This window comes from Alteromonas portus (genome assembly GCF_005117025.1).
Lineage (GTDB): Bacteria > Pseudomonadota > Gammaproteobacteria > Enterobacterales > Alteromonadaceae > Alteromonas > Alteromonas portus.
Genome location: NZ_SWCO01000002.1, coordinates 89,234 through 113,610 on the forward strand (window position 1 = coordinate 89,234; position 24,377 = coordinate 113,610).

At 44.2% G+C, this 24,377-nt stretch carries 24 protein-coding genes and 1 tRNA gene; 11 read left to right on the forward strand and 14 right to left on the reverse strand.

What is annotated here, in order from left to right:
• Window positions 1–150: 150 nt before the first annotated feature.
• The 10 genes from E5672_RS04510 to lolB all read right to left on the reverse strand — a co-directional run bounded on the left by E5672_RS04510 (window position 151) and on the right by lolB (window position 8,436).
• Window positions 151–1,146: a peptidylprolyl isomerase gene (locus E5672_RS04510; RefSeq protein ID WP_136781115.1), complete on the reverse strand. Its 996-nt coding sequence runs from the start codon at window positions 1,144–1,146 to the stop codon at window positions 151–153.
• 124 nt (window positions 1,147–1,270) lie between these two features.
• A complete protein-coding gene (ychF, locus tag E5672_RS04515; protein WP_075176301.1) occupies window positions 1,271–2,362 on the reverse strand; it encodes a redox-regulated ATPase YchF in 1,092 nt (363 codons plus the stop codon).
• A gap of 41 nt (window positions 2,363–2,403) precedes the next feature.
• Window positions 2,404–2,985 carry an aminoacyl-tRNA hydrolase gene (pth, locus tag E5672_RS04520; RefSeq protein WP_039225631.1) on the reverse strand — a complete coding sequence of 194 codons (582 nt, stop codon included), beginning with the start codon at window positions 2,983–2,985 and terminating at the stop codon, window positions 2,404–2,406.
• Between the two features lie 5 nt (window positions 2,986–2,990).
• The gene (locus tag E5672_RS04525) at window positions 2,991–3,623 is read right to left on the reverse strand and encodes a 50S ribosomal protein L25/general stress protein Ctc (RefSeq protein ID WP_014976150.1); all 633 of its coding nucleotides are present in this window, start codon (window positions 3,621–3,623) and stop codon (window positions 2,991–2,993) included.
• A 366-nt stretch (window positions 3,624–3,989) separates the two neighbouring features.
• A complete protein-coding gene (gene ahr, locus E5672_RS04530; RefSeq protein ID WP_014978887.1) occupies window positions 3,990–4,991 on the reverse strand; it encodes an NADPH-dependent aldehyde reductase Ahr in 1,002 nt (333 codons plus the stop codon).
• A gap of 124 nt (window positions 4,992–5,115) precedes the next feature.
• Window positions 5,116–5,598 (reverse strand): ribose-phosphate pyrophosphokinase, encoded by a 483-nt coding sequence (locus tag E5672_RS04535; RefSeq protein ID WP_136781116.1) that lies wholly within the window; start codon window positions 5,596–5,598, stop codon window positions 5,116–5,118.
• A gap of 255 nt (window positions 5,599–5,853) precedes the next feature.
• Window positions 5,854–6,801, reverse strand: a complete 948-nt coding sequence (locus E5672_RS04540) for a ribose-phosphate pyrophosphokinase (RefSeq protein ID WP_014949014.1) — start codon at window positions 6,799–6,801, stop codon at window positions 5,854–5,856.
• A gap of 33 nt (window positions 6,802–6,834) precedes the next feature.
• A tRNA-Gln gene (locus tag E5672_RS04545) sits at window positions 6,835–6,910 on the reverse strand.
• Window positions 6,911–6,943: 33 nt separating this feature from the next.
• Window positions 6,944–7,810, reverse strand: coding sequence for a 4-(cytidine 5'-diphospho)-2-C-methyl-D-erythritol kinase (gene ispE, locus E5672_RS04550; RefSeq protein ID WP_136781117.1), 867 nt, complete (start codon window positions 7,808–7,810; stop codon window positions 6,944–6,946).
• Window positions 7,810–8,436 carry a lipoprotein insertase outer membrane protein LolB gene (lolB, locus tag E5672_RS04555; protein WP_136781118.1) on the reverse strand — a complete coding sequence of 209 codons (627 nt, stop codon included), beginning with the start codon at window positions 8,434–8,436 and terminating at the stop codon, window positions 7,810–7,812. Before lolB ends, ispE begins: the two co-directional genes overlap by 1 nt.
• A 131-nt stretch (window positions 8,437–8,567) precedes the next feature.
• Here lolB and hemA point away from each other — a divergent pair, with 131 nt between their 5' ends.
• The 6 genes from hemA (at window position 8,568) to kdsA (ending at window position 15,019) form a co-directional block, all read left to right on the forward strand.
• Complete coding sequence (gene hemA, locus E5672_RS04560; RefSeq protein WP_014949017.1) at window positions 8,568–9,842, forward strand: glutamyl-tRNA reductase; 1,275 nt, start codon at window positions 8,568–8,570, stop codon at window positions 9,840–9,842.
• Between the two features lie 15 nt (window positions 9,843–9,857).
• Complete coding sequence (prfA, locus tag E5672_RS04565; RefSeq protein WP_014997976.1) at window positions 9,858–10,943, forward strand: peptide chain release factor 1; 1,086 nt, start codon at window positions 9,858–9,860, stop codon at window positions 10,941–10,943.
• A 36-nt stretch (window positions 10,944–10,979) separates the two neighbouring features.
• Window positions 10,980–11,819: a peptide chain release factor N(5)-glutamine methyltransferase gene (gene prmC / locus E5672_RS04570; RefSeq protein WP_136781119.1), complete on the forward strand. Its 840-nt coding sequence runs from the start codon at window positions 10,980–10,982 to the stop codon at window positions 11,817–11,819.
• A 160-nt stretch (window positions 11,820–11,979) separates the two neighbouring features.
• Entirely contained in the window at window positions 11,980–13,545 is a 1,566-nt protein-coding gene (locus tag E5672_RS04575) for a response regulator (RefSeq protein WP_136781120.1), read from the forward strand.
• A 227-nt stretch (window positions 13,546–13,772) separates the two neighbouring features.
• A complete protein-coding gene (locus tag E5672_RS04580; protein ID WP_136781121.1) occupies window positions 13,773–14,144 on the forward strand; it encodes a SirB2 family protein in 372 nt (123 codons plus the stop codon).
• A gap of 20 nt (window positions 14,145–14,164) precedes the next feature.
• A complete protein-coding gene (gene kdsA / locus E5672_RS04585) occupies window positions 14,165–15,019 on the forward strand; it encodes a 3-deoxy-8-phosphooctulonate synthase (protein WP_136781122.1) in 855 nt (284 codons plus the stop codon).
• 61 nt (window positions 15,020–15,080) lie between these two features.
• Here the strand turns inward: kdsA and E5672_RS04590 are convergent, their stop codons facing one another.
• The gene (locus E5672_RS04590; RefSeq protein ID WP_136781123.1) at window positions 15,081–15,359 is read right to left on the reverse strand and encodes a hypothetical protein; all 279 of its coding nucleotides are present in this window, start codon (window positions 15,357–15,359) and stop codon (window positions 15,081–15,083) included.
• 216 nt (window positions 15,360–15,575) lie between these two features.
• Here E5672_RS04590 and E5672_RS04595 point away from each other — a divergent pair, with 216 nt between their 5' ends.
• The 5 genes from E5672_RS04595 (at window position 15,576) to fusA (ending at window position 21,036) form a co-directional block, all read left to right on the forward strand.
• Window positions 15,576–16,478 carry a transcriptional regulator GcvA gene (locus E5672_RS04595; RefSeq protein ID WP_014949024.1) on the forward strand — a complete coding sequence of 301 codons (903 nt, stop codon included), beginning with the start codon at window positions 15,576–15,578 and terminating at the stop codon, window positions 16,476–16,478.
• 1 nt (window position 16,479) lies between these two features.
• A complete protein-coding gene (locus tag E5672_RS04600; protein ID WP_136781124.1) occupies window positions 16,480–17,172 on the forward strand; it encodes an alpha/beta family hydrolase in 693 nt (230 codons plus the stop codon).
• Window positions 17,173–17,207: 35 nt separating this feature from the next.
• Complete coding sequence (locus E5672_RS04605) at window positions 17,208–17,675, forward strand: DUF423 domain-containing protein (RefSeq protein ID WP_136781125.1); 468 nt, start codon at window positions 17,208–17,210, stop codon at window positions 17,673–17,675.
• A complete protein-coding gene (gene rlmM, locus E5672_RS04610; RefSeq protein WP_136781126.1) occupies window positions 17,668–18,765 on the forward strand; it encodes a 23S rRNA (cytidine(2498)-2'-O)-methyltransferase RlmM in 1,098 nt (365 codons plus the stop codon). The genes E5672_RS04605 and rlmM overlap by 8 nt, the downstream gene beginning before the upstream one ends.
• A 183-nt stretch (window positions 18,766–18,948) precedes the next feature.
• Window positions 18,949–21,036, forward strand: a complete 2,088-nt coding sequence (gene fusA, locus E5672_RS04615) for an elongation factor G (protein ID WP_136781127.1) — start codon at window positions 18,949–18,951, stop codon at window positions 21,034–21,036.
• Window positions 21,037–21,140: 104 nt separating this feature from the next.
• On the opposite strand, the gene cynS is transcribed toward fusA, so the two are convergent.
• The 3 genes from cynS to E5672_RS04630 all read right to left on the reverse strand — a co-directional run bounded on the left by cynS (window position 21,141) and on the right by E5672_RS04630 (window position 24,373).
• Complete coding sequence (gene cynS, locus E5672_RS04620) at window positions 21,141–21,590, reverse strand: cyanase (protein WP_136781128.1); 450 nt, start codon at window positions 21,588–21,590, stop codon at window positions 21,141–21,143.
• A gap of 18 nt (window positions 21,591–21,608) precedes the next feature.
• Entirely contained in the window at window positions 21,609–23,396 is a 1,788-nt protein-coding gene (locus E5672_RS04625) for a bifunctional protein-serine/threonine kinase/phosphatase (RefSeq protein ID WP_136781129.1), read from the reverse strand.
• 128 nt (window positions 23,397–23,524) lie between these two features.
• The gene (locus E5672_RS04630) at window positions 23,525–24,373 is read right to left on the reverse strand and encodes a formate/nitrite transporter family protein (protein ID WP_136781130.1); all 849 of its coding nucleotides are present in this window, start codon (window positions 24,371–24,373) and stop codon (window positions 23,525–23,527) included.
• Window positions 24,374–24,377 lie beyond the last annotated feature (4 nt).

Here is a 24,377-nt window from a genome sequence, read left to right on the forward strand (position 1 = left end):
GGAAGTGGCGCGTATTATGCGTATATGACTGGCAACCGTCAACCCCTTTTTTACTAACTTTTTTTAAATGCTCATTAAGTGTGCGCATTAGGGCGAAATACGCGCAAAAAGCCGTGAAATTGAACAACTTGCACGAAAAAAGTTAGCTATTTACCACGCTTTGTTACTGGTTTTTGTTTGGTAATAACATACGTCAATAGGGCGCGGGCCATACGTAATGTCATGAAAAAACGGGTTATCTAAGGTTTTTCCTGTATTCACTCGTTTTTTGTATTCTTCATGGTGCGGCGTTTGTAAGAAATAGGGTGTAGCATTGCTTGTATGTATAAAAGCCTGCTTAATTTTGCTTTCTTGCGTTAGATCATCTAAAACGCCACCTCTGTCCAAGTTCCCTCGCGGTAATTTTTGAAGTATATCCATACCTTGGACTACACGACCCACGACCGACATATTTCTGTCTAAGTGTCGTGGTGCTTGGCCAATCACAATATAAAACTCCGTACTGGCCGTATCTTTCTCGCTATTACGAGCAAAAGCCACAACACCTGGGCAGTGAAGCCCCCACATTTCTTTACGGCTTTTATCAATGCCTATTGGAAAGCCATCTAAAAATCCGGTGTTAGGCGCAAACATATCTTTGCTCTCAACTACGTTGACATTGCTATTGAGCGGTTGGGTAAATTCAGCGTTGATTGGCTTAAGCAGTTTCGGCGGAAATTTTGAGGCATCGTGAGTATCGTTACTGCCTGCTTGTGCCACAAACCCGTCTACTACACGATAAAATGCTTGTTCGTTATAAAAGCCTGCGTCTATTAAACTTTTAAATCTGGCCACATGTTTCGGCGCAAGGGCAGGGTGAAGCGCAATCACCACATCACCATATGCAGTTTTAAACGTCACAGTATTACTCTGAGGAACTTGATACCAACTGGCGGTGTTACTCGCTATTGCGGGTGTCTTTTCAACAGTGTCGCTACTGATTTGTGAATTCACAGGGTTAGTTTGAGGTTCACTGGCAAAAGAAAAATTAGCCAGGCTTAACAAGCATAACGCTTTAATTGAGGTTTTTATTACTGAAAATCGTTTGGCGTGCTGTGATTTGCTGCAAGCTAAAGGGTTCGAAGCGCTAAGCTGATTAATAGTCATTACAAAAGCCGTTAGTTTTTTATTAGTTATATCAGGCTCATGTACGCTTCACAAATATTCGCTAGAAATAAAAAAGCCACCTTGCGGCGGCTTTAGTAAACAGTGCTAATTTCTACGTTAGAAATTACACGTTAAAGCGGAAGTGAATTACGTCACCATCTTTAACAATATAGTCCTTACCTTCTAAACGCCATTTACCAGCGTCTTTCGCACCTTGCTCGCCGTTGAACTCAACAAAGTGTTCGTAGCCTACGATTTCAGCGCGAATAAAGCCTTTTTCGAAGTCGGTGTGAATTTTACCTGCCGCTTGTGGTGCAGTTGAGCCTTCAGGGAAGGTCCACGCACGCACTTCTTTTACGCCTGCAGTAAAGTAGGTTTGTAGCGTAAGAAGGCTGTAACCCGCACGAATTACGCGGTTAAGACCTGGTTCTTCTAAACCCATGTCTTGCATAAACTCTTCGCGTTCGTCGTCTTCAAGCTCAGCAATATCAGACTCGATTGCCGCGCACACTGCAACTACAGTGGCATTTTCGCCTGCTGCAATTTCTTTAACCTGATCAAGATACGGGTTGTTTTCAAAACCGTCTTCATTCACGTTTGCAATGTACATGGTTGGCTTAAGGGTAAGCATGTTCATGTAGCTGATTGCCGCAAGCTCTTCTTTAGTCAGCTCAAGTGAACGTAGTAACAAGCCTTCGTCTAGGTGCGGCTTAATCTTCTCAAGCACTTTCATTTCGTACTTGGCATCAGCATCGCCACCTTTTGCGCGCTTAGCAACACGGTGAAGTGCTTTTTCTGTTGTTTCTAAGTCAGCAAGTGCAAGCTCGGTGTTGATAACATCGATATCGTCTTTAGGGCTAACGCGACCTGCAACGTGAACAATGTTCTCATCATCAAAACAGCGTACTACGTGACCAATAGCGTCAGTCTCACGGATGTTAGCAAGGAATTTGTTTCCTAAACCTTCACCTTTAGAAGCACCTTCAACCAAGCCAGCAATATCTACGAATTCCATGGTAGTAGGAATAACGCGCTGAGGTTTTACGATTTCAGCCAACTTGTCCAAACGAAGATCTGGCACAGGAACAACACCTGTGTTTGGCTCGATAGTACAAAACGGGAAGTTTGCCGCTTCAATACCTGCTTTAGTTAATGCATTGAAAAGTGTTGATTTACCTACGTTTGGTAGGCCAACAATACCGCATTTAAAACCCATGGTATGGATCCTTAGTTTGGAAAAGTGATAACTGGCTAGGTTTACCCTTTGTGCGAGTGTAACCTGTTTTGTGCTTGCTTAAGGTCTTCTTTCAGCAAAATTTCTGTACAGCGTACCGCTTCATCGATGGCACTTTCAATGGCTGCTTTTTCTTCTGCTGGTGGTTTTCCAAGAACATGGCCGGTAACGCGGCTTTTATGACCTGGATGACCAATACCTATGCGCAAACGCAAAAAATTCTTGTTGTTACCCATTTTAGCCACAATGTCACGTACGCCATTTTGACTAGAGCTTCCGCCCACTTTGTATTTTGCAACACCTGGGGGTAAATCTAATTCGTCAAACGCTACTAATATTTGTTCTGGTTCTATGCGGTAAAAGTTAGCCAGTGCTGCTACGGCTTGTCCACTTTTATTCATAAAGGTAGTGGGGTAGAGCAAACGGATATCTTTGCCTGCAATGGTAATGCGAGCAGTTTTACCGAAGAATTTGGTTTCTGGTTTTAGCGGGGCGTTGTAGGTGTCGGCTAGTTGGTTGAGAAACCATTCACCGGCATTGTGTCGGGTATTTTCATATTCGGGGCCTGGATTACCCAGACCCACGATAAGGCGGATATCAGCCAAGAGGATTATTCCTCAGAAGCTGCTTCTTCGCCGTCTTCTTCTGCGTCAGCCGCTTTAGGAGCAGGCTTAACAGTTACAACCGCTAGGTCGTGAGCTTCGTCGTTCTTCGCAAGTTCAACTGAAGAAACGCCAGCTGGAAGAGTTAGGTCAGAAAGGTGTAGCGTTTGACCCATTTCAACACCAGCCATGTCTACTTCGATGAACTCAGGAAGGTTCTTAGGTAGACAAGTAACTTCGATTTCAGTTACGTGGTGCTCAGCAATACCGCCAGCTTTAACAGCAGCAGATTTCTCTTCATTTACGAAGTGAAGTGGTACGTTAGTGTGAACGTCTTGACCAGCGATTACACGTTGGAAGTCAATGTGCGTGATCTTTGGCTTGAACGGGTGACGTTGCATATCTTTAACTAGAACTTCAACAACTTTACCGTCAAGGTTAATCTCAAGAACGTGAGAATAAAACGCTTCAAAGTCAGCAGAGTTGTTTACTTTGTTATGATCTAGTGTGATAGAAACTGGTGCTTCTTCACCACCGTAGATGATACCAGGAAGCTTATCTTCGCGACGTAGGCGGCGGCTCGCACCTTTCCCTAGGTCTGTACGAACAGAAGCGTCTAGTTTGAAATTTGCTTCAGACATTGTCTGTCTCCAAAAATATAAGTCTAATAATGTGGATTTTTGCGACCAAAACCCACGGTAAAATGATGTGAATTACGTTAAAAAGTAATTTTCTATGCGCAATAAAACACCAGCCCAAAATTCAAGGGCGGCGAATTCTAACACCACCTACCAAAACATACAATTACAAAGGCAGATAAAATATCCAACTAAGCAAATGTAAGTATTCGCGTTGCTCACAATAAAAGAAGCGCACCTTGGCGCGCTTCTATCATATTTATAGAAAAAAGCATTTTGTGAAGACTAACTTGACCGCTAATTGTCTTTTTCCCAAGGCTTGATAAGGTCAACAAGCCTTAGGAACATATCAACTTTTTACACAAGCGTTTACTTCGTCAGCACCACTCTGTAATGGGCTTTACCTTCTCTTAATCGCGCAATAGCCTCATTTACGTCATCAAACTTGAAGGTTTCGGTCACAGGTTCAATATTGTGGTGTGCAGCGAAATCTAGCATGGTTTTAATGGTCGCGGGGCTTCCCACTGGCGAACCTGACACACTTTTCTGACCACCAATTAAGTTAAACGCACCAATATCTAGAGGTTCAAGGGTGGCACCTACAAAGTGAAGTCGGCCTTTCGGTGCCAATGTAGATAGGTACAAATTCCAGTCTAGCTTCACATTTACGGTTGAAATAATTAAGTCAAACCGACCGCGTGCTTTTTTAATCTCATCTTCATCACGGCTATTAATTGTATCTGACGCGCCTAGCTCTAATGCTTCTTTCTTTTTAGATTCACTTGAAGTGAAAGCGACCACTTTGCATCCCCATGCATTTAAAAACTGCAGGGCAAGATGACCCAGGCCGCCAATACCAACTACACCCACTTCACTGGTAGGACTAATACCAAACTGGACTAATGGATTGAAGACGGTAATACCTCCGCAAAAAAGAGGGCCTGCCTTTGTACTATCGATAGCATCGGGAAGGGGAATAACGGCACGTGCTTGGGCGCGCACTTTATCTGCAAATCCACCGTGACGACCACCTATGGTCATCGTAGCATCGGCACACAGGTTATGATCGCCTTCTTCGCAGGTCCTACAACTATTGCAGTAGCCTGAATGCCAGCCTAATCCGACACGCTGTCCCACCTTAAGTGACGTTACATGTTCACCTATTTGGCTAATTGTGCCGACAACCTCGTGACCAGGCACAAAGGGATATTCTGTCATGCCCCATTCATTATCGAGCATGCTTAGGTCGCTGTGGCATATACCACAGCTTTCAACGTCTATTTCAACGTCATGTGAGCCAAGCTTACCGGGGTCGTATTGAAACTTTTCTAGTTTTCCACCCGCTTCTTTAGCGGCATATGCATTTATCATCAATAACCGTCCTTTTAATTGTTGCAGTGCAACATTCACGCGTAAGCAAAAATTCTATAATTGCTAAATCGCTAGCTTAATTACCTTTATAAGTAATTTGCTACACGCAAAGCTATATTCACGATCATTGTGTTTGCAGGTTATCAATGACTTTACTGGTATCGAGTACTTTAACGCTTGATACTTGAAGTACAGTACCGAATTGCGTAAAGGTCATCATGTCGGGTTTAGGCGTACCTTTAACTTCAACAATAAGGCCGTTCTTTTGATAGGTTTCATCTAAGCCATGTAGCGTATAACGATCGCCGTTTTCAGCAATAAAAGCATAAAAACCGCCTTCGAGATCTTTATAAATAATACTGCCTTTCATGGTGACTTCACCTTTTGCATTATCTTCTACGGCTTCAGCCTGAGTAACTGGTTCGGTTACCAGTTCCTTGGGCATAGACGCCTTATCGTTAGCTTGAACTGTGGAAGATTTGTCTTTCATTTCAGTTCCTTGTTTCTCAAGATCTGCTTGTTTCACTGAGTCGTCATCTCCAGAGCAGCCCGCTGTATTTAAAAAGGCAGCAATTACTGCAACAAGGCATAGTGTTTTTGTTTTCATTTTATGTCCTTAATATTAGTTTTAACGCACAACAATTCTTAACGTTAAACCTAAAATTGATGAAAAGAAAGTCACATTAACGAGTCGGAAAACGGCAATAAAGTATATTTAAGGCGTAAACGGGATGTGTTTGGCTTGATGTACTGTTCTTATTTTTAAGGTGATGTTCGCTTTCAAAGAAAAAAGAAAGGTAAAAAAAGAGCCGGCGCCACTTACATGGGCCAGCTCTTTTGTAGGAGTAACAATATTTAAATTTTAGTATTCAAACATTGCTGAAATAGACTCTTCGTTGCTGATACGACGAATAGTTTCTGCAAGCATCTCAGATAAAGTAAGCTGTTTTACTTTTCCAATTTGCTTCATCTCTGCACTTAATGGGATAGAGTCGGTAACGATAATTTCGTCAATAACAGACTCTTTAAGATTATTTGCAGCATTGCCTGAAAAGATTGCGTGAGTCGCGTAAGCATAAACACGGCGCGCGCCATGTGCTTTAAGTGCTTCGGCTGCTTTTGCAAGCGTACCGCCTGTATCAATCATGTCATCGACAATGATGCAGTCTCTGTCTTTTACGTCACCAATGATGTTCATTACCTGAGCCACGTTCGCTTTAGGGCGACGCTTATCGATAATGGCAAGGTCGGTGTCGTTAAGTAGTTTCGCAGTAGCACGTGCACGTACAACACCGCCAATGTCAGGAGAAACGACTACAGGGTCGGCAAAATCACGTCTTACCATGTCAGCAAGAAGGATAGGAGTACCGAATGCGTTATCCACCGGAACATCAAAGAAACCTTGAATCTGTTCGGCGTGTAGGTCGATAGTAAGTACGCGGTCAACACCAACGTTAGACAGGAAGTCAGCCACTACTTTCGCAGTAATTGGCACCCTAGCTGAACGAACACGACGGTCTTGGCGTGCATAACCAAAGTAAGGAATTACTGCTGTAATACGACCAGCTGATGCGCGACGTAGTGCGTCGATCATCACAATAAGTTCCATAAGGTTATCGTTAGTAGGCGCACACGTAGACTGGATAATAAAAACGTCCGAGCCACGGACGTTTTCATGAATTTCTACGCTGATTTCACCGTCACTGAAACGGCCAACTTTGGCATTTCCAAGTTTGGTGTAGAGGCGATCGGCAACTTTCTGGGCAAGTTCTGGTACGGCATTACCTGCAAAGAGCTTCATATCTGGCACAAGTGGTTCCTCAGTGCGTTGATAAAAGAGGTTTGGCTGGGGTAGCAGGACTCGAACCTACGAATGGCGGGATCAAAACCCGCTGCCTTACCAACTTGGCTATACCCCAATTTTTAAGTTCTTGTCCGATGTGGCGTACACACTATTTTTGTTGTTCTAATTTGTCTAATAGTGGTGAGCGATTCACACCTTTTGCGACAAAACTCTGCCAAGCTTCAGGCATTTGAGCCCTAACTTGTTCGGCTAAAGTGTAGTCAGAAAAAGTGGCAAATACGCATGCACCTGTGCCCGTCATTCGCGACGGTGCGTAGTGTACCAACCACTGTAATAATTTTGCAACTTCAGGATAGCGATTCGCGACTAATTGCTGACAATCATTCCAAGTTTTTTCAAATTTATAGTCTTCCCAACGCATCGCTGGTGTATTTCTGGGCAAATCCGGCGAGGTAAAAACTTCGGCTGTGCTGACATGCACGTTAGGATTAGCCACTAAAAAATACTGTTCTTGTTGCGGAGCTGGCGTTATCTCTTCTCCTACGCCTCCTGCAAATGCCGTTAGACCTCGCACAAAAATAGGTACATCAGCGCCTAAAGCTAACCCAAGCTCAGCCAGTTCATCTTCACTTAGCCCTGTGTTCCAAAGGTAATTAAGCGCCACTAACGTGGTTGCGGCATTCGATGAACCCCCGCCAATACCGCCCCCCATAGGAAGGCGCTTGTTTAACGAAATAACGGCACCTTTATCACATTTTGTTTTTGTTGCCAGCAGTCGCGCTGCTTTTACAATTAAATTGTCATCGTCTGGCACACCATCAAGAGGTGTTTCCATGCGAATGGTTGTGTCGTCTGTACTTATGTCAAAGGCGAGCGCATCGCCGTAATCCAACATTTGAAATAGGCTTTGAAGCTGGTGGTAGCCGTTGTCGTAGCGGCCAAGAATATGTAAAAAAAGATTTAGTTTGGCGGGAGAAGGCCACCAATCTTTTTGTTCTGAAACAGGTTCGTTCACTAAAGAGTCCACTGATAAATTTTAATCTTAAGCTGAGTTTTAGGCATGTCCGACGTTTCGTTTTGGGTAAGCGTTATGCTGTGAGGCAACCATACAGATGTTCCATCATCTAGCTCAACACTTCCATAATTGCCGTAAGCAACTTGCCAATTGCGGCAACCTTGGCAATAGCTTTCCAAGGTATTAACCAATCCTAATTCGGTAAGGGTGAATTTATCACCGTCTAGCGGTAACCCTTTTACCCAAGACAACAGTGATTCCACCGGAATTACCATTCCTGTGATTTGGTAAATAAGTGGTTCTGGCAGGGCATCTACATACGTCTCGCCATCCGCTTCTAATACTGACTGTTGCTGCGTCACATTAAGGTTAACCAGACTTACCCCTAAAAAATTAGTTAATCGAAAATCAAAATCGCCGGAATCGTTTTTCCAAACTAAATTGAGGCTGGCCGCTTCCTTTCCTTGGCGAAAAGCAATTTTTCCGCGCATTTGCCACTGGTGGACTTCACCAACTTTTTCAAGTTGAGCCGTAAGGTTTACCGCATTTTCAGGGCCTTTGGGAGCGGTTGTACATGCACTTAATAGAAAGCAAACGGTAAACAAAAAGAAAAATAAGCGAATCATTAAGGCCATATACCCGTATAAAAATAGAACACATTTAGTTGAGTCATTATGGGAACACAGTTTCACCAACACTTTCAATCATTTTGGGTTTTTCGTACAATGCCGCTCCGACGTTGCCAGCACAGATTTTAATGACTTTACTCGCCCTCGGTATTAACCACAAAACAGCACCAGTAGCACTTCGCGAAAAAGTGGCCTTCACACCAGATTCTCTGGTGGAAGCGCTTGCGAGTTTAAAAAAGCTGGAAGGCGTAGATGAGTCTGTCATTGTGTCGACCTGTAACCGCACAGAGCTTTACGTGAATACTCAAGACGATACAGGTCAAAAGCTTTTACAATGGTTAAGTGACTTTCATCATCTAGACGTAGAAGAGATTGCCAATAACAGCTATGTGCTCGCCCAGGATGAAGCGGTAAAGCACATTATGCGTGTAGCCAGCGGACTTGATTCACTGATATTAGGTGAACCTCAAATCTTAGGTCAGGTAAAGCAGGCGTTTGGTGATGCGAAGCACTCAGGCATGGTGAGCAGCGAATTTGATAAGCTGTTTCAACATACTTTTTCGGTGGCGAAGCGAGTTCGCAGCGAAACAGATATAGGTGCAAACGCGGTAAGCGTGGCTTATGCAGCCGTTCAGTTGGCCAAGCATATATTCGCTGAACTACCAAAACGTTCAGTGTTATTAGTGGGAGCTGGCGAAACCATTGAACTTGTGGCTCAGCATTTGAAAGAGCAGGGCGTGAGCTGTTTGGCGGTGGCGAATAGAACCGTAGCGCGAGCAGAAGCCTTAGCCGAAACACTAGATGCGAGTGTGTTTACCTTATCGCAGGTGCCAGAACACTTAAAAGACTTCGATATCGTGATAAGCTCTACTGCTAGCCAACTGCCTTTGATTGGTAAAGGTATGGTGGAGAAAGCCCTTAAGCAGCGCAAAAACATGCCGATGTTTTTGGTAGACCTTGCGGTACCGCGAGATATCGAGTCAGAGGTTAACGAGTTAGGCGATGCCTACCTTTATACTGTTGATGATCTGCAGCATATTGTTCAGAAGAATTTAGAAAACCGCGAGCAAGCAGCAAAAGAAGCGGAAAAGCTCATCGACAAGCAAGCTGGCGACTACATGACGTGGAAGCAGTCGCAGCAATCGATAGATTTAGTAAGACAGTATCGCCAAAAAGGCATGGCACAGCGTGACGATATTGTGGAAAAAGCCAAAGCGCAATTAGCAGAAGGTAAAAATGCCGAAACGGTATTAGAAGAAATGGCGTATAAATTAACCAATACGCTATTGCACCCAACTACCTTAGCGTTACGCGAGGCTGCCATGCACGATGACCCGGCGTTAAGCCGATGGATGGGACAGGCATTAGATTTATCTGACTTTTCGTCAGACGATAATAAATAAGGTAATAAAAAGCATATGAAAGAGTCGGTAGTTAGGAAACTCGAACACTTAGTCGAGCGTTTCGAAGAAGTTCAGGCGTTGTTAGGCGACCCTGGAGTTATCGGCGATCAAGATAAGTTTCGCAACTTGTCAAAAGAGTTTAGTCAGCTAGAAGATGTAGTGGCAGGCTTTAATGCTTATCAGCAAGCACAAGAAAACTTGGCTTCAGCGCAGGAAATGTTGAACGAAGATGACGCTGAAATGCGCGAGATGGCACAGGAAGAGATGAAAGAAGCCAAGGCGGAAATTGAACGCCTTGAAACTGAACTTCAGGTGCTACTTCTGCCTAAAGATCCTAACGATGACAACAACTGTTTCTTGGAAATTCGCGCAGGTGCAGGTGGTGACGAAGCGGCAATATTCGCAGGTGACTTGTTCCGCATGTACAGCCGTTATGCCGAAAGTCGTGGCTGGCGTGTAGAGTTGGTTAACGCCAATGAAGGTGAGCACGGCGGTTATAAAGAAGTCATTGCGAATGTTAGCGGCGATGGCGTGTACGGCGTGTTGAAATTCGAGTCGGGCGGTCACCGCGTACAGCGTGTACCAGAAACCGAATCACAAGGCCGTATCCATACCTCGGCATGTACCGTGGCGGTATTGCCAGAAATTCCAGAGTCGCAGGCAATTGAAATTAACCCTGCAGAGCTTCGCATCGATACCTTCCGTGCATCAGGTGCGGGTGGTCAGCACGTTAACAAAACTGACTCGGCTATTCGTATTACTCACTTGCCAACAGGCTTGGTAGTGGAATGTCAGGACGAGCGTTCACAGCACAAAAACCGTGCGAAAGCGATGTCGGTACTTCAAGCGCGCTTAAACCAGATTGAAGAAGAAAAGCGTGCAGCAGAAGAGGCTTCTACCCGTAAGAGCCTAGTCGGTAGCGGCGACCGCTCTGAGCGAATTCGTACTTATAACTTCCCGCAGGGACGTGTAACCGATCACCGAATCAACCTAACTATTTATCGTTTAGATGAAGTGGTGGAAGGTGACCTTAAGCAGCTTATCGACCCAATTTTGCAAGAACATCAGGCCGACCTGCTGGCCTCTCTTTCTGACGAATAACGCTGTCTTGTTACTCAAACTGTTTATAGAAAAACAATGCGCATAGACAACGCCTTAGCATGGGCGGCTGAGCAACTAGAGGGTGGGGAGTCACCCTCTATTGATGCCAAAGTCATGTTGGCGAACATTCTAGGTAAGTCACAAACTTACCTATTCACATGGCCTGATAAAACCTTGGATGCCACCCAAAAAGCGCAATTTGAAGCAGATGTCGCTAAGCGTAAACGGGGTGAGCCCGTGGCGTATATTATCGGCAAGCGTGATTTCTGGACCCTGTCACTGTTTACCTCGCCTGATACATTAATTCCACGACCGGATACAGAAATATTGGTTGAGCAAGTGCTTAATTGGGCAAATCAACAATCCTCTGCATCCTTATCAATCTGTGATTTGGGAACAGGTACGGGCGCCATTGCGCTGGCATTAGCGAGCGAACTGCCACAAGCATCTGTTACTGGCGTAGACTACCAAGAGGGTGCGGTGAAGCTTGCTACCCGCAATGCCCACGCTAATAGCATAGCCAATGCGCATTTTGTACAAAGTGACTGGTTTAGTGCTCTGGCAGATCAAACCTTCGACATTATTGTTTCAAACCCACCTTACATAGAAGAATCCAGTCCATACCTTAATGAGGGCGATGTGCGTTTTGAGCCTAAAACAGCATTAACTTCGGGTAGTGATGGTCTAGACGACATTAAACACATAATCAATAACGCACCTCAATACCTCAATAAAGGCGCGCTGCTCGCATTCGAACACGGTTTTGACCAAGGCACTGCGGTCAATGTATTGCTTACAAAAGCGGGTTTTATTAACGTTAAAACCATTAAAGACTTTGGCGGTAACGACCGCGTTACGGTAGGACAGTGGCAGTAAACGGCTTTTACTGTTGGTTTCAATAGGAGTATAAGAAGTATAAGTATCGGCTTAATTGCAAACTTGCTTATATTTTGTTTTGCATTAGTATCTGTTTAGCGGTTACGAAGCCTTAAAAAGCACTAAGTTAAACAATCTCTTACACTACAGGACGTACCAGATGAATGATGACTTTCTTTTCGCAGAAGACGAAGATGAAAATGAAGTGGATGATCTGGGTAGCTGGAAAGTACTAATCGTTGATGATGAACCTGAAGTACACGCCGTTACCAAGCTGGCACTCAATGACTTTAGTTTAAATGGTAAAACGTTAGAATTTGTTAGTGCTTATAGCGGTGAGGAAGCCAAATCAATTTTCAAAACCCATGATGACATTGCCGTTGTGTTACTCGACGTTGTTATGGAGACTGACGACGCCGGTCTTAAAGTAGCCGAATACGTTCGTAACGAATTAGACAATCATTTCACGCGTATTATTTTGCGTACTGGACAACCTGGCCAAGCCCCTGAAAAAGATGTCATCATTAATTACGACATCAACGACTACAAGTCGAAAACCGAACTGACCGCGCAAAAACTTTTTACCGTCATCATTGCAGCACTACGTTCCTATCGAGACATTATCGTAATTGAAGAAAATAGACGTGGCCTCGAAAAAATCATAGATGCCTCTGTAGATTTATTTTCTTCACGCTCCCTCGAAAAATTCATGCAGGGCATTATTCAACAACTGGCATCTATATTGGGTTGTTCGAAAGACGCAGCTTATATTACGACAGCGGTAGCTACTACATCACGCACGATAAATACGAAAAACGCCAATTTTGGTGACGACGAGTTATACGTATTCGCGGGAAATGGAGAGTATGCCAACAAAGAAGGTGTACCGCTTAAAGATGCTATCAGTGCACAAGAATATGCACTTTGTGCCCAAGCAATGCGCGACAAGCAAATAGTATACGCTGAAGACCACGTTGTGGCGTACTGTAATAGCAAAAGCCACAATGGCGCACTTTTATACTTGTCAGGGCTTCCCAGACGAATAGGGGATAATGATCGTCATTTAGTAAAACGTTTTTCAGATAGCGTACAACTGGCGTTTGATAATGTACTCAAAACCGTTGATGTTGAAGCAACGCAAAAAGAAATCATTGAGCGTTTAGGTCGCGCGTTAGAGCATGAGTCAAATGCGTCAAATAACCTCACAAGAATGGTTGAAATGGCGCTGCTTTTAGCAGAGAAAATGGGGCTTAATGAACAAGATATGCACGCACTGCGCCTAGCCGTGCCGCTTCATGATATTGGGACGTCGATAGTACCTAAATCTATTTTGCACAAAACGACGCCGTTAACCGACGATGAGATGTTTAAAATACGTCAGCATGCCGAATTTGGCTATCAAATATTACAAGATTCTAGTCGTCCCACTATTCAGTTAGCTGCAATGCTAGCGAAACAGCATCACGAGCGATGGGATGGGAAAGGGTATCCCGATGGCCTCAAAGGCAAGGAAATTGATATTAAAAGCCGTATAGCAACACTGGTTGATGTATTTGACGCGCTGTTAAATGCACGGCCGTATAAGCCAGCGTGGACAATTGACAAGGTTGAAGCCGTACTAAAAGAAGAAAGTGGCAAGCACTTTGACCCCGATTTAGTTCAGTGTATGTTAAAAGATTTACCAGCCTTCATGGCAATTCAGGCTCAATTTCCTGATGCAGAATGATTTATTTCCCCGTTATTTACGTACTGTTATACGTTACAATAAAAGCCTGTAAACAGGCGTCATAAATAAAAGGAAGACAGGTGCGAAACGCACCTGTTTTTTTAGTCTGCTACTCGTATTCTGAATCTATTGAGTTTTGCTATTAAGTAAAACTCAATAGGTCTAATAACACATGTGTTAAAGTAGCTAGCGGCAGTTTCACTATCTAATAAGAACAGGAACACATTATGTACATGATGGCAAAACATCTACATTTAACGGCGGTAGGCTTAAGTATTTTATTTTTTGTCTTTCGTTTTATATGGAGCCAATTCGACGCTACAGCACTCAGCAAAAAGTGGGTTAAAATTCTCCCTCACATCATTGATACCGTGCTTTTAGCCAGTGCAATCTGGCTATGCGTCATATTATCTCAATATCCTCTTGTTAACGCATGGCTTACATTCAAAGTTATCGGTGTGGTGTTGTACATCGTGTTTGGATTATTTGCGTTGAAAAAAGCCAAGACGACAATGAGCAAGTGGGCCTTCTTCGTTGCGGCATTGTTGGTGTTAATGGCAACGGCGATGGTTGCGGTAACCAAACAACCTCTTTTTTAAGTTTTAACTGGAAGTAGATAATGTCTGAATCTAAACAGATTATTAATGTAGGTAACGTAGACGTTGCCAATCACTTACCTTTCGTGTTGTTCGGCGGCATGAACGTACTAGAGTCTCGTGATCTTGCTATGCGTATTGCTGAACACTACGTTGAAGTAACGCAAAAGCTCAATATTCCATATGTTTTCAAAGCTTCCTTTGATAAAGCGAATCGTTCATCGGTGACTTCTTACCGTGGGCCTGGCATGGAAGAGGGGCTGCGTATTTTTGAAGAAATTAAGTCGACCTTTAACGTTCCACTTATCACCGATGTACACGAACCCTATCAAGCAGCGCCTGTTGCAGAAGTGGTTGATGTTATTCAGTTACCTGCCTTTTTAGCGCGTCAGACCGACCTTGTTGTTGCCATGGCTAAAACAGGTAGCGTAATAAACGTTAAGAAACCTCAGTTTTTAGCGCCCCACGAAATGCGCCATATTATTGGAAAGTTAGGTGAAGCCGGTAATGACAAGGTAATTCTTTGTGAGCGTGGTAGCTGCTTTGGCTACAACAACTTAGTGGTAGATATGCTGGGTATGGACGCGATGAAAGAATACGCCCCGGTAATATTTGATGCAACGCACGCTCTTCAGATGCCTGGTGGTCGTGCTACATCTGCAGATGGTCGTCGAGCGCAAGCGGCGCAGCTAGCAAGAAGTGGTATGGCGTTAGGTTTAGCGGGCTTGTTCATTGAAGCACACCCTAATCCTGATGAGGCACTATGTGACGGGCCTTGTGCACTGCCGTTGGCGAAATTAGAGCCTTATTTGCGACAAATGAAAGCGTTAGACGAGTTAGTGAAAGGTTTTGACCCGTTAGATACTAGTAATACCTAAGCCGGTGTTGATGGCGTATGCCGGTGCAAGCACCGGCATGCGTATCAGGTGTGTGAGTAGCTTATTCCGCTTCAGAAACGTTTACGCGCTCTTCACCTTTTGCCATTGCTAATAAATTTTTGTGAAGCTGAACTTGGATCTCTTCAGCTAAAATCGCCTTTGATTGCTTCTTAACAACAATGTGAGCATCGTTTTCTGGCAATACTTCAGCCATTTTTACGCTTGTCATTGCAGTATTGATTAACGATTGTAGATTGATCTTTTCTGGTTGTGCGTTAGCATTTGCAGCGGCGCTTGCGAAAGCCATTACAGAAACGCTAGCTAAAAGTAATTTTTTCATTTTCACACCTAATAAAAATAATTAAATAATTGTTGATGAATGTTAAAATGTTTAACAAATGTTCATCATAAAGCGCTGAAATTAAATGTTCTTTTTTAATTTCGGGTAAATTATAGTCAGCGGGTGGTGAAAAATAAAACGAGTAAAAGTATGGGTTATCATTAGAAAAACTAATGAATTTGTCATGCTTCGGTCACACTGGATTTAAAACAAACTATGCACCGACGTTTACCCCCTCTTAATGCCCTCAAATCGTTTGAAGCGGCTGCACGTCATTTAAGCTTCACTAAGGCTGCTGATGAGCTGTTTGTCACCCAAGCAGCAGTAAGTCATCAAATAAAAGCGCTTGAAGATTTCTTATCGATGAAGTTGTTTCTTCGTAGAAATAGAACCTTGCTTCTCACTGAAGAAGGGCAGGCGTATTTCTTAGAGTTAAAAGATATCTTCAAAAACTTACAAGACGCCACAGAAAGGCTACTTGCGAAGGGCAGTAAAGGCGCGATTACGGTGGCCATGCCACCAAGCTTTGCAAGCCAATGGTTAGTGCCCCGTATTCATAAATTTAGTTTGGCGCACCCAGATATTGACGTACGCATAAAAGCAGTTGATTTCGACGAAGGCTTTTTAGAAGACGATGTAGACGTAGCAATATATTACGGCAAAGGTCGTTGGGCTGGTCTTCAGGCTGACCAGCTTCACAGAGAGTTTTTAACCCCGCTGTGTTCTCCAATGCTTTTTCAAGGCCCTAAGCCTTTATCCAGCCTTTCTGATTTACGTCACCATGTGCTGCTTCACGACTTAAGCCGTACCGCATGGAAAAACTGGTTGAAGCACGTAGGGGTGGTTGGTGTAAACGTTAATCAAGGGCCGGTTTTCAGTCACTCCATGCTAGTTTTACAGGCAGCGGCACTCGGACAAGGTATTGCATTAGGTAACACGGTACTTGCAAGGCCAGAAATTGAGGCGGGTAGGCTAGTCATGCCGTTTGAAGAACGCGTAGAGAGTCGCGATGCGTTTTATCTCGTGTGTGAAGAATCACAGGCTGAATTAGGTAAAATAGCTGCATTTAGAGACTGGATCTTAGCGCTGGTTGAAGCAGAACAAGAGGACTTACTGTAATATGAGTACATCGAATGCCACCGCTGAACAGCCTGGTTTTGACATTGAATTGCATGAAGCCGATAAGCCTACAGCGTGCTTGATATTGGGCCACGGAGCCGGTGCGGGAAAGGAACATGAGTTCATGCAAGCTATGGCGAAAGCCCTTGTCGCTAAAGGCATATCAACCGTACTTTTTAACTTTCCCTATATGCAAACCATAAAAGCTACCGGTAAGCGTCGCCCTCCCGATAAAGCCGATAAACTTATGTCACATTTTACTGCGGTGATTGAAACCTGCAGTAAAGACAACAAAGCCTTGCATAACTTGCCTGTGTTCATCGGTGGAAAGTCGATGGGCGGGCGAATGGCGACTATGGTGTATGAAGCGGTGAGCAATGTAAAAGGCGCGATAGCGCTGGGCTATCCGTTCCACCCTCCTGGTAAGCCAGAAAAAACACGAACCGAACATCTGCAAACGACGTCTAAGCCTTTGCTTATTATTCAGGGTGAACGAGATACCTTTGGTACAAAAAGCGAAGTAGAAGATTACAAAAAGCGCAGCGTACTATCTACAGGCATTGAGTGCGCTTATTTAGACGACGGCGATCACAGTTTTAAGCCTCGCAGAGCAAGTGGCAAAACGCAGGAAGAACATATTGCTACCGCAGCCACGCTTACCGCTTCTTTTATTGAAACCCATTTAAATAATTAATGATTAAATAGAAATCAGAGCGAACGACTAATTTAATGAAAACTGAAAAACTTAGGTTTGCCAGCGTTGCTAAACCTTATCTTATTGTTGGGGCATTGCTAGCGGGCCTTTCAGTGGTACTAGGTGCGTTTGGCGCACATGGTTTAAAAAGCGTGTTAACTGCACAGCAGCTCAACACGTTTGAAATCGGCGTGCGTTATCAAATGTATCACGCATTAGCCTTACTGCTTTTACCTGCATTGTCAGGGGTTGTTTCATCGACGTGGGCTAATCGTGTAGCGTTTTGTTTTGTTACCGGTACGGTATTGTTTAGTGGAAGCTTATACGCGCTAGCAATAAGCGGCATAAAATGGTTTGGCCCGATAACCCCTCTGGGAGGCATGTTCTTTATTATCGGTTGGGTGTTGTTAGTAGTTGGACTGATAAAAGGTCATGATTTAAACAAGCAACAAAAAGAAGAGCAGAAGACAACTCACCACACGCCGGGGGCAGGTAATGTCTAACATCAGTATTTTGGGTTATTGCCGACCCGGTTATGAAAACGATACAGCTAACGAACTTACATCTCGATACGGTGAAGCTCAGTGTTATGGCTACCCAGTGTCGAAGAAGAACAGTGGCTTTGTACTTTATCATTTATACGATGGCTCGCAGTTAGAGCAAACCATTACTCAGTTTGCTGTTCACGACAGTATCTTCCCTCGTCAGCTGGTGGCTGTCTTTGCCACTCTTACCGATATAGAAAAAGAAGACAGAGTAGGGCAAGTGCTTGAGGCCCTAAAAGAGGTAGAAAAACCGTTTTCTATTTTCGGAGCTATTGATGTTGAATACCCAGATACAGAAGAAGGTAAAACCCTCGCAAAGTTTTGCCGAAAGTTTACGGTTCCTCTTCGCCAAGCGCTAAGGAAAGCGGGGTGGCTTACGTCCAAGGAAAATCTGGGGAAACCTAAACTGCATATTTTCTTTGAGTCATTTGAAATTTGTCATATTGGCTATACATTACCCAGTCATGCCAGTAGCGATCACTTAGGCATTTGCAGATTAAAGTTCCCAAGTGACGCGCCCAGTCGCTCTACGCTTAAACTTGAAGATGCCTTAGTAAATATGCTGAGCGATAAACAGCAAGCTCAAGTACTTCGAAGCGGTGGACGTGCCGTGGATCTAGGTGCATGCCCGGGCGGTTGGACATATCAGCTGGTGAAGCGCGGAATGTATGTTGAAGCTATCGACAATGGACTTGTAGCCGATAGTTTAATGAGCACGGGGTTGGTTGAACATCACGCGGCAGACGGGTTTACATATAGACCACAATTTGGTCGTGTAGATTTGCTGGTATGTGATATGATAGAACAACCCGATAGGGTAGCTAAATTGATGGGTGATTGGTTAGTTAAGCACTGGGCAACGCACGCAATATTCAATTTAAAGTTACCTATGAAACAACGTTATGAAACTGTAGTTGAAGCCATGACGTTGCTAAGAAGCCGATTAAATGCCTTGGAAGATGCATTTGCGGTGAAGGTTAGGCATCTCTACCACGACAGAGATGAAGTTACAGTAACAATTGTTCGCACTTCAAAAGATGAGGTGTGATTTTGTTATTTTTCAAAAAAGTGTCATTAATTAATAAGTTATTGATACTTAAAGAAAAGAATTAATGGTGGCGCGGATTTTAGCAAACGAATTTAAGGTTTATGCTAAAAAAGGTGTAAATCTGGTATAGAAATCCTTTATAATCCGGCCGTTTTTTTACTCTGAACCAATGAAAGTGAACTAATGTCAGACTTATCTCATTACAGAAACATTGGTATTTTCGCCCACGTAGACGCGGGTAAAACTACCACAACAGAACGTATCTTGAAGCTTACTGGTAAAATCCATAAAACTGGTGAGGTTCACGATGGTGAATCAACAACTGACTTCATGGAGCAGGAAGCTGAGCGTGGTATTACCATCCAGTCAGCGGCAACAACCTGTTTCTGGAAAGATCATCGCATGAACATCATCGATACTCCGGGACACGTTGACTTTACAGTTGAAGTATATCGTTCACTTAAAGTACTAGACGGCGGTATCGGTGTATTCTGTGGTTCTGGCGGTGTTGAGCCTCAGTCAGAAACTAACTGGCGTTATGCTAACGAATCAGAAGTTGCGCGTGTAATCTTCGTAAACAAACTAGACCGTATGGGTGCAGACTTTTACCGTGTAGTTGGCCAAGTTAAGAAGGTACTTGCTGCTAACCCACTAGTAATGACGCTTCCAATCGGTATCGAAGACGAGTTTAAAGGTGTTGTTAACCTTCTAGACATGAAAGCGTACATCTGGGACGATTCAGGTCTTCCTGAAAACTACGAAGTTGTAGATATCCCAGCAGATATGGTTGATAAGGCTAACGAGTACCGTGAGCAACTAATCGAAACTGCTGTTGAGCAAGATGACGACCTAATGATGGCTTATATGGATGGTGAAGAGCCGTCTCTAGAAGACATCAAGCGTTGTATCCGTAAAGGTACTCGTGACCTAGCGTTCTTCCCAACATACTGTGGTTCTGCATTTAAGAACAAAGGTATTCAGCTAGTTCTTGACGCGGTTGTAGACTTCCTTCCTTCTCCAACAGAAGTTGATCCACAAGATCTAACTGACGAAGAAACGGGTGAGCCTACTGGTGAAGTTGCAACAGTATCTGTTGACGAGCCGTTCCGTGCACTTGCGTTCAAAATCATGGACGACCGTTTCGGTGCCCTTACGTTTATCCGTATCTACTCTGGTAAGCTAAACAAAGGCGACACTATTCTTAACAGCGCAACGGGTAAAACTGAGCGTATCGGCCGTATGGTTGAGATGCACGCTGATGAACGTACTGAACTTACTTCAGCACAAGCAGGTGACATCCTAGCTGTTGTTGGTATGAAGAACGTTCAAACTGGTCACACGCTATGTGATCCTAAGCACCCTTGTACACTAGAGCCAATGATCTTCCCTGAGCCAGTAATCTCGATTGCTGTTAAGCCAAAAGACAAAGGCGCTAACGAAAAGATGTCTATCGCTATCGGTAAACTAGTAGCAGAAGACCCATCTTTCCAAGTTGAAACTGACGAAGATTCAGGCGAAACCATCCTTAAAGGTATGGGTGAGCTTCACCTAGATATCAAAGTAGACATCTTGAAGCGTACTTACGGCGTTGAGCTAGAAGTTGGCCAGCCTCAGGTTGCATACCGTGAAACTATCACGCTACCAGTTGAAGACAGCTACACGCATAAGAAGCAGTCTGGTGGTTCTGGTCAGTTCGGTAAGATCGATTACCGCATCAAGCCAGGCGAAACTAACTCTGGCTTCAAGTTCACATCTACTGTTGTGGGCGGTAACGTACCTAAAGAATTCTTCCCTGCAATCGAAAAAGGTTTCGCAGGTATGATGGAAGTAGGTCCTCTAGCGGGCTACCCAGTACTAGACGTTGAAGTTGAGCTATTCGACGGTGGTTTCCACGCAGTTGACTCATCAGCAATCGCGTTCGAAATTGCAGCTAAAGGTGCATTCCGTCAGTCAATGCCAAAAGCAGGTCCTCAAATTCTTGAGCCTGTGATGAAAGTTGACGTATTCAGCCCAGAAGACAACGTTGGTGACGTAATCGGTGACCTTAACCGTCGTCGTGGTATGATCAAAGACCAAGAAGCTGGCGCTACTGGCGTTCGTATCAAGGCTGACGTACCTCTATCTGAGATGTTTGGTTACATCGGTCACCTACGTACTATTACATCTGGTCGTGGTCAGTTCTCTATGGAATTCAGCCACTACTCAGCATGTCCTCAGAACGTAGCTGACAAAGTAATTGAAGAAGCGAAAGCGCGTAAAGCTGCTAAGTAATTAGCCTTTGCGAACGTAAGCTGACCCTGGGTTAGCTTACGCTTCAAGAAATACTAAAAAGCCGGTCGCATGACCGGCTTTTTTTATATCTATAGCACTGCGATTTAATACATTTTGTACGGCAGAAACTTCCCTGACATCACTACGCTGACACGGTCGCCTTTAGGGTCGTTCTCGCGCTGTAAATCCATCGAAAAATCGATGGCACTCATTATGCCGTCGCCAAACTCTTCGTGAATTAACTCCTTTAATGTAGTGCCATACACATTCACCAATTCATACCAGCGATAAATAAGCGGGTCGGTAGGGACTTCTGTGGGTAATGAGCCTTTGTAAGGCACGATTTGAAGCCAAGCAATGGCTTCGTCGGAAAGCTCAAGTAACTCACCTACAGATTCAGCTTGCTGCTTTGTCATGGCCATTTGTCCTAAACAAGCTGCTGTACTCCATTCTTTAGACTGACCAACAACTTCGGCAATCTGGCTCCACTTTATGCCTTTTAAAATTTTGGCTGATTGGATCATGTCGGTAACTTGGGTTCTCGATGTAATCATTTGTATTTCCTTAAAGGGTTAGTTAAACAAAATGAGCGTAGCTAGATTGCTAAGAATAAGTGCCAGTATCAGCACCTTGTAAACAAAAAGAGGGTGGCGTTTTACTAAAGGCTCATAGGCCCTGTGTTGAGTTGGATTTGGATAGCGAAGCGAATAGAGGAATTCGGATAATGTTGAATAGCGTTTATCAGGGTTAACATGTAAAGCGCGTTTCAGGGCACTATCAACCCAGGTTGGTATTGGGCGTTTTGGATCTAACGCCGTTTCATATTTTAGTTTTTTCTGTTCGGCAAAAGTGCGACAGTGAGCGAGTTTTGAATGATACGGATAACGCCCGCAAAGAAGGTAGTAGGTGAGTACGGCTAGAGAGAATAGATCTGAGCGCTCTGTGCCTATATTCCCTAAAAAGTATTCAGGAGCGGCAAAAAGGGCCGCGCCGGGAATTGGCGCACTGCTATAAAGGCTAGGCGCATCGGCTAAGGCCGCCGAACCAAGGTCAATAATAGTACAGTGCCCCTGTTCATTAATCATTATATTCTCGGGGCGTATATCTCTGTGAAGAATGCCTTGACGGTGCATTGCTTGTAAGCCTTTCCCAACCTGCTCAATGATATCCCTAATTTGCTCCAATGATGGTGTGGGGTTATCAAAAGACCACTGTGCCAATGTTTGACCTTTTACATAGTCACTAATGCTGTAAAACGCTGTAGGCCTGTGTTTGAGCCCTAAATTCAAATGCGTGGGGCTTTTAATAACATGCGTTGAGTTAACTCGCCTTGCAAACCAACTTTCTATCAAAAAACCGTTGAGCATTTCTGGTGACTGACTAAAGTCGGTTGAGGGGGTTTTAACCACCACAGGGTGTTGTTCATGTGTACCTTTGTGAGCTTGAAGCGAGGCAATAAAAACATGACTACGTGCAGAGCTATAGAGCTGTCGCTCTAGTGTGATGCCGTCAATTTCATCGCCGGTCTCTAGTTCTTTGAAAGCAGGCTTACAAAGATGAACGTTGGTTTCACTATCATTACTCCCACTTTCATTACCGATTTGGTACTTAATAAGCAGTAGAGTGAGGTTGTCATCACTTCCCTGGTTAAACGCCTCATGCACCACCAAAGCAGATTGGTTTTCTGAGAGTGTTTCTGCGCCATTGATTTTGTTAAGTATGCCAGGCAGCGAAACAAATTCATGAACACCATCAGTACTTATCGCAATAGTACTTGAAGCGCTTAAGGTGTGTGATGTGTGGTCAATATCGATATTCGCTTTTACGCCTAATGCGTTGGAAAGATACGTTTGCGAAGGTTCACTATCAGAGACGTGACGATGGGGACGTGTAAGTAAAGCAGGGCTTGTTGCGTTGTCAGAAACAAGCTGGACTTGGCAATCTCCCACGTGAAACACGTCTAGGTGATTACCCGTTAAAATAGCGACTGAAAGCGTACAGACATACCCTTTCTCTGGGGTGTAGCAAAAAGCGCTTCTCTGCGTCCGGGTATAAAGCCTTGCATTCAACTCTTTAATAATGGCTTCGGCCCGGGTTTTTATCGACCACTGTTCAGGCGCTATATTAAAAAGCTTAACAAATTCACTGGTAGCAAAATCACTAGCAACCTGACTTACAGTACTACTACTGACACCGTCGGCAATAACAAAAACATGACTTGGATTTAGGTCGTTGGAAGCAATATGGTAAGCATAGGCATCTTGATTTATCTCTTTAACCCCGCGAGTGGAAAAAGCACTTGTCCACACTTTGCAAGGTAGCGGATCGATTGGCGTATTTAGCGCTGCTTGCTGGTTCATATTTCGTTGCTTCTATCTACTTATACAACATCGACTCAAACATTTGCTTTTATGCGAAGGGAAGGACAGTGCCACCACAACGTACCTTTATGGTTTGCGTCGTGATGGCACTATATTAGAAGCCCTGATTAGATGGGGAGCGTTTGAGATGCCGCTGCTTTATCGACAGGGATAGTGCGTTTAGGTAGCGTCTTCACGTGAGTGGTATAAAGGGTAAGCCCAGTAAATGCTAAACCGCCTACCAGATTCCCTAATGCTGTTGGAATTTCATTCCAGATGAAATAATCCATAACAGAGAAGTCACCGCCCATAATCAGACCAAATGGGAAAAGGAACATGTTTACTACTGAGTGTTCAAAGCCCATGAAGAAGAACAGCATAATGGGCATCCACATAGCGAGTACTTTGCCGCTTACGTGAGTTGAGATCATTGCGCCCACTACGCCCAATGACACCATCCAGTTACATAGCATGCCGCGAATAAATATGGTAATCCAACCGGCAGCACCGTGTTCTGCATAGCCTAATGTGCGCGCTTCACCAATGCTGGCGACCTTCGTAGCAATCGCGCCGCCATCTACGTTATAGCCCATAGTAAAGATAAACGACATCATGAAGGCTACGGTTAATGCGCCGCCAAAGTTACCTAAGAATACCAGGCCCCAGTTTCGCAGAATTTGTTTGGGTGTAACCCCAGGGCGTTGTGCAAGCCATGCTAACGGTGTAAGCACAAATACACCGGTTAACAGGTCAAATCCCATAAGGTAAAGCATACAAAAACCTACAGGGAATAACACTGCGCCGAGTAAAAACACGCCGGTTTGAACGGCAATGGTCACCGCAAATACGGCAGCTAACGCCAAGATTGCACCCGCCATGTAAGCGCGGATTAGGGTATCTCGAGTTGACATATAAATCTTTGCTTCGCCTGCGTCTACCATTTTGGTTGCAAACTCAGCGGGGAGAAGATAAGCCATGGTT

Excerpts from the sequence above, each read along its gene's own strand:
- E5672_RS04510 (WP_136781115.1), bottom strand. The coding sequence starts at position 1,146 with ATGACTATTAATCAGCTTAGCGCTTCGAACCCTTTAGCTTGCAGCAAA.
- ychF (WP_075176301.1), bottom strand. The coding sequence starts at position 2,362 with ATGGGTTTTAAATGCGGTATTGTTGGCCTACCAAACGTAGGTAAATCA.
- E5672_RS04525 (WP_014976150.1), bottom strand. The coding sequence starts at position 3,623 with ATGTCTGAAGCAAATTTCAAACTAGACGCTTCTGTTCGTACAGACCTA.
- ahr (WP_014978887.1), bottom strand. The coding sequence starts at position 4,991 with ATGATAAATGCATATGCCGCTAAAGAAGCGGGTGGAAAACTAGAAAAG.
- E5672_RS04535 (WP_136781116.1), bottom strand. The coding sequence starts at position 5,598 with ATGAAAACAAAAACACTATGCCTTGTTGCAGTAATTGCTGCCTTTTTA.
- lolB (WP_136781118.1), bottom strand. The coding sequence starts at position 8,436 with ATGATTCGCTTATTTTTCTTTTTGTTTACCGTTTGCTTTCTATTAAGT.
- hemA (WP_014949017.1), top strand. The coding sequence starts at position 8,568 with ATGACTTTACTCGCCCTCGGTATTAACCACAAAACAGCACCAGTAGCA.
- prfA (WP_014997976.1), top strand. The coding sequence starts at position 9,858 with ATGAAAGAGTCGGTAGTTAGGAAACTCGAACACTTAGTCGAGCGTTTC.
- prmC (WP_136781119.1), top strand. The coding sequence starts at position 10,980 with ATGCGCATAGACAACGCCTTAGCATGGGCGGCTGAGCAACTAGAGGGT.
- E5672_RS04575 (WP_136781120.1), top strand. The coding sequence starts at position 11,980 with ATGAATGATGACTTTCTTTTCGCAGAAGACGAAGATGAAAATGAAGTG.
- E5672_RS04580 (WP_136781121.1), top strand. The coding sequence starts at position 13,773 with ATGTACATGATGGCAAAACATCTACATTTAACGGCGGTAGGCTTAAGT.
- kdsA (WP_136781122.1), top strand. The coding sequence starts at position 14,165 with ATGTCTGAATCTAAACAGATTATTAATGTAGGTAACGTAGACGTTGCC.
- E5672_RS04590 (WP_136781123.1), bottom strand. The coding sequence starts at position 15,359 with ATGAAAAAATTACTTTTAGCTAGCGTTTCTGTAATGGCTTTCGCAAGC.
- E5672_RS04595 (WP_014949024.1), top strand. The coding sequence starts at position 15,576 with ATGCACCGACGTTTACCCCCTCTTAATGCCCTCAAATCGTTTGAAGCG.
- E5672_RS04600 (WP_136781124.1), top strand. The coding sequence starts at position 16,480 with ATGAGTACATCGAATGCCACCGCTGAACAGCCTGGTTTTGACATTGAA.
- E5672_RS04605 (WP_136781125.1), top strand. The coding sequence starts at position 17,208 with ATGAAAACTGAAAAACTTAGGTTTGCCAGCGTTGCTAAACCTTATCTT.
- rlmM (WP_136781126.1), top strand. The coding sequence starts at position 17,668 with ATGTCTAACATCAGTATTTTGGGTTATTGCCGACCCGGTTATGAAAAC.
- fusA (WP_136781127.1), top strand. The coding sequence starts at position 18,949 with ATGTCAGACTTATCTCATTACAGAAACATTGGTATTTTCGCCCACGTA.
- cynS (WP_136781128.1), bottom strand. The coding sequence starts at position 21,590 with ATGATTACATCGAGAACCCAAGTTACCGACATGATCCAATCAGCCAAA.
- E5672_RS04625 (WP_136781129.1), bottom strand. The coding sequence starts at position 23,396 with ATGAACCAGCAAGCAGCGCTAAATACGCCAATCGATCCGCTACCTTGC.
- E5672_RS04630 (WP_136781130.1), bottom strand. The coding sequence starts at position 24,373 with ATGGCTTATCTTCTCCCCGCTGAGTTTGCAACCAAAATGGTAGACGCA.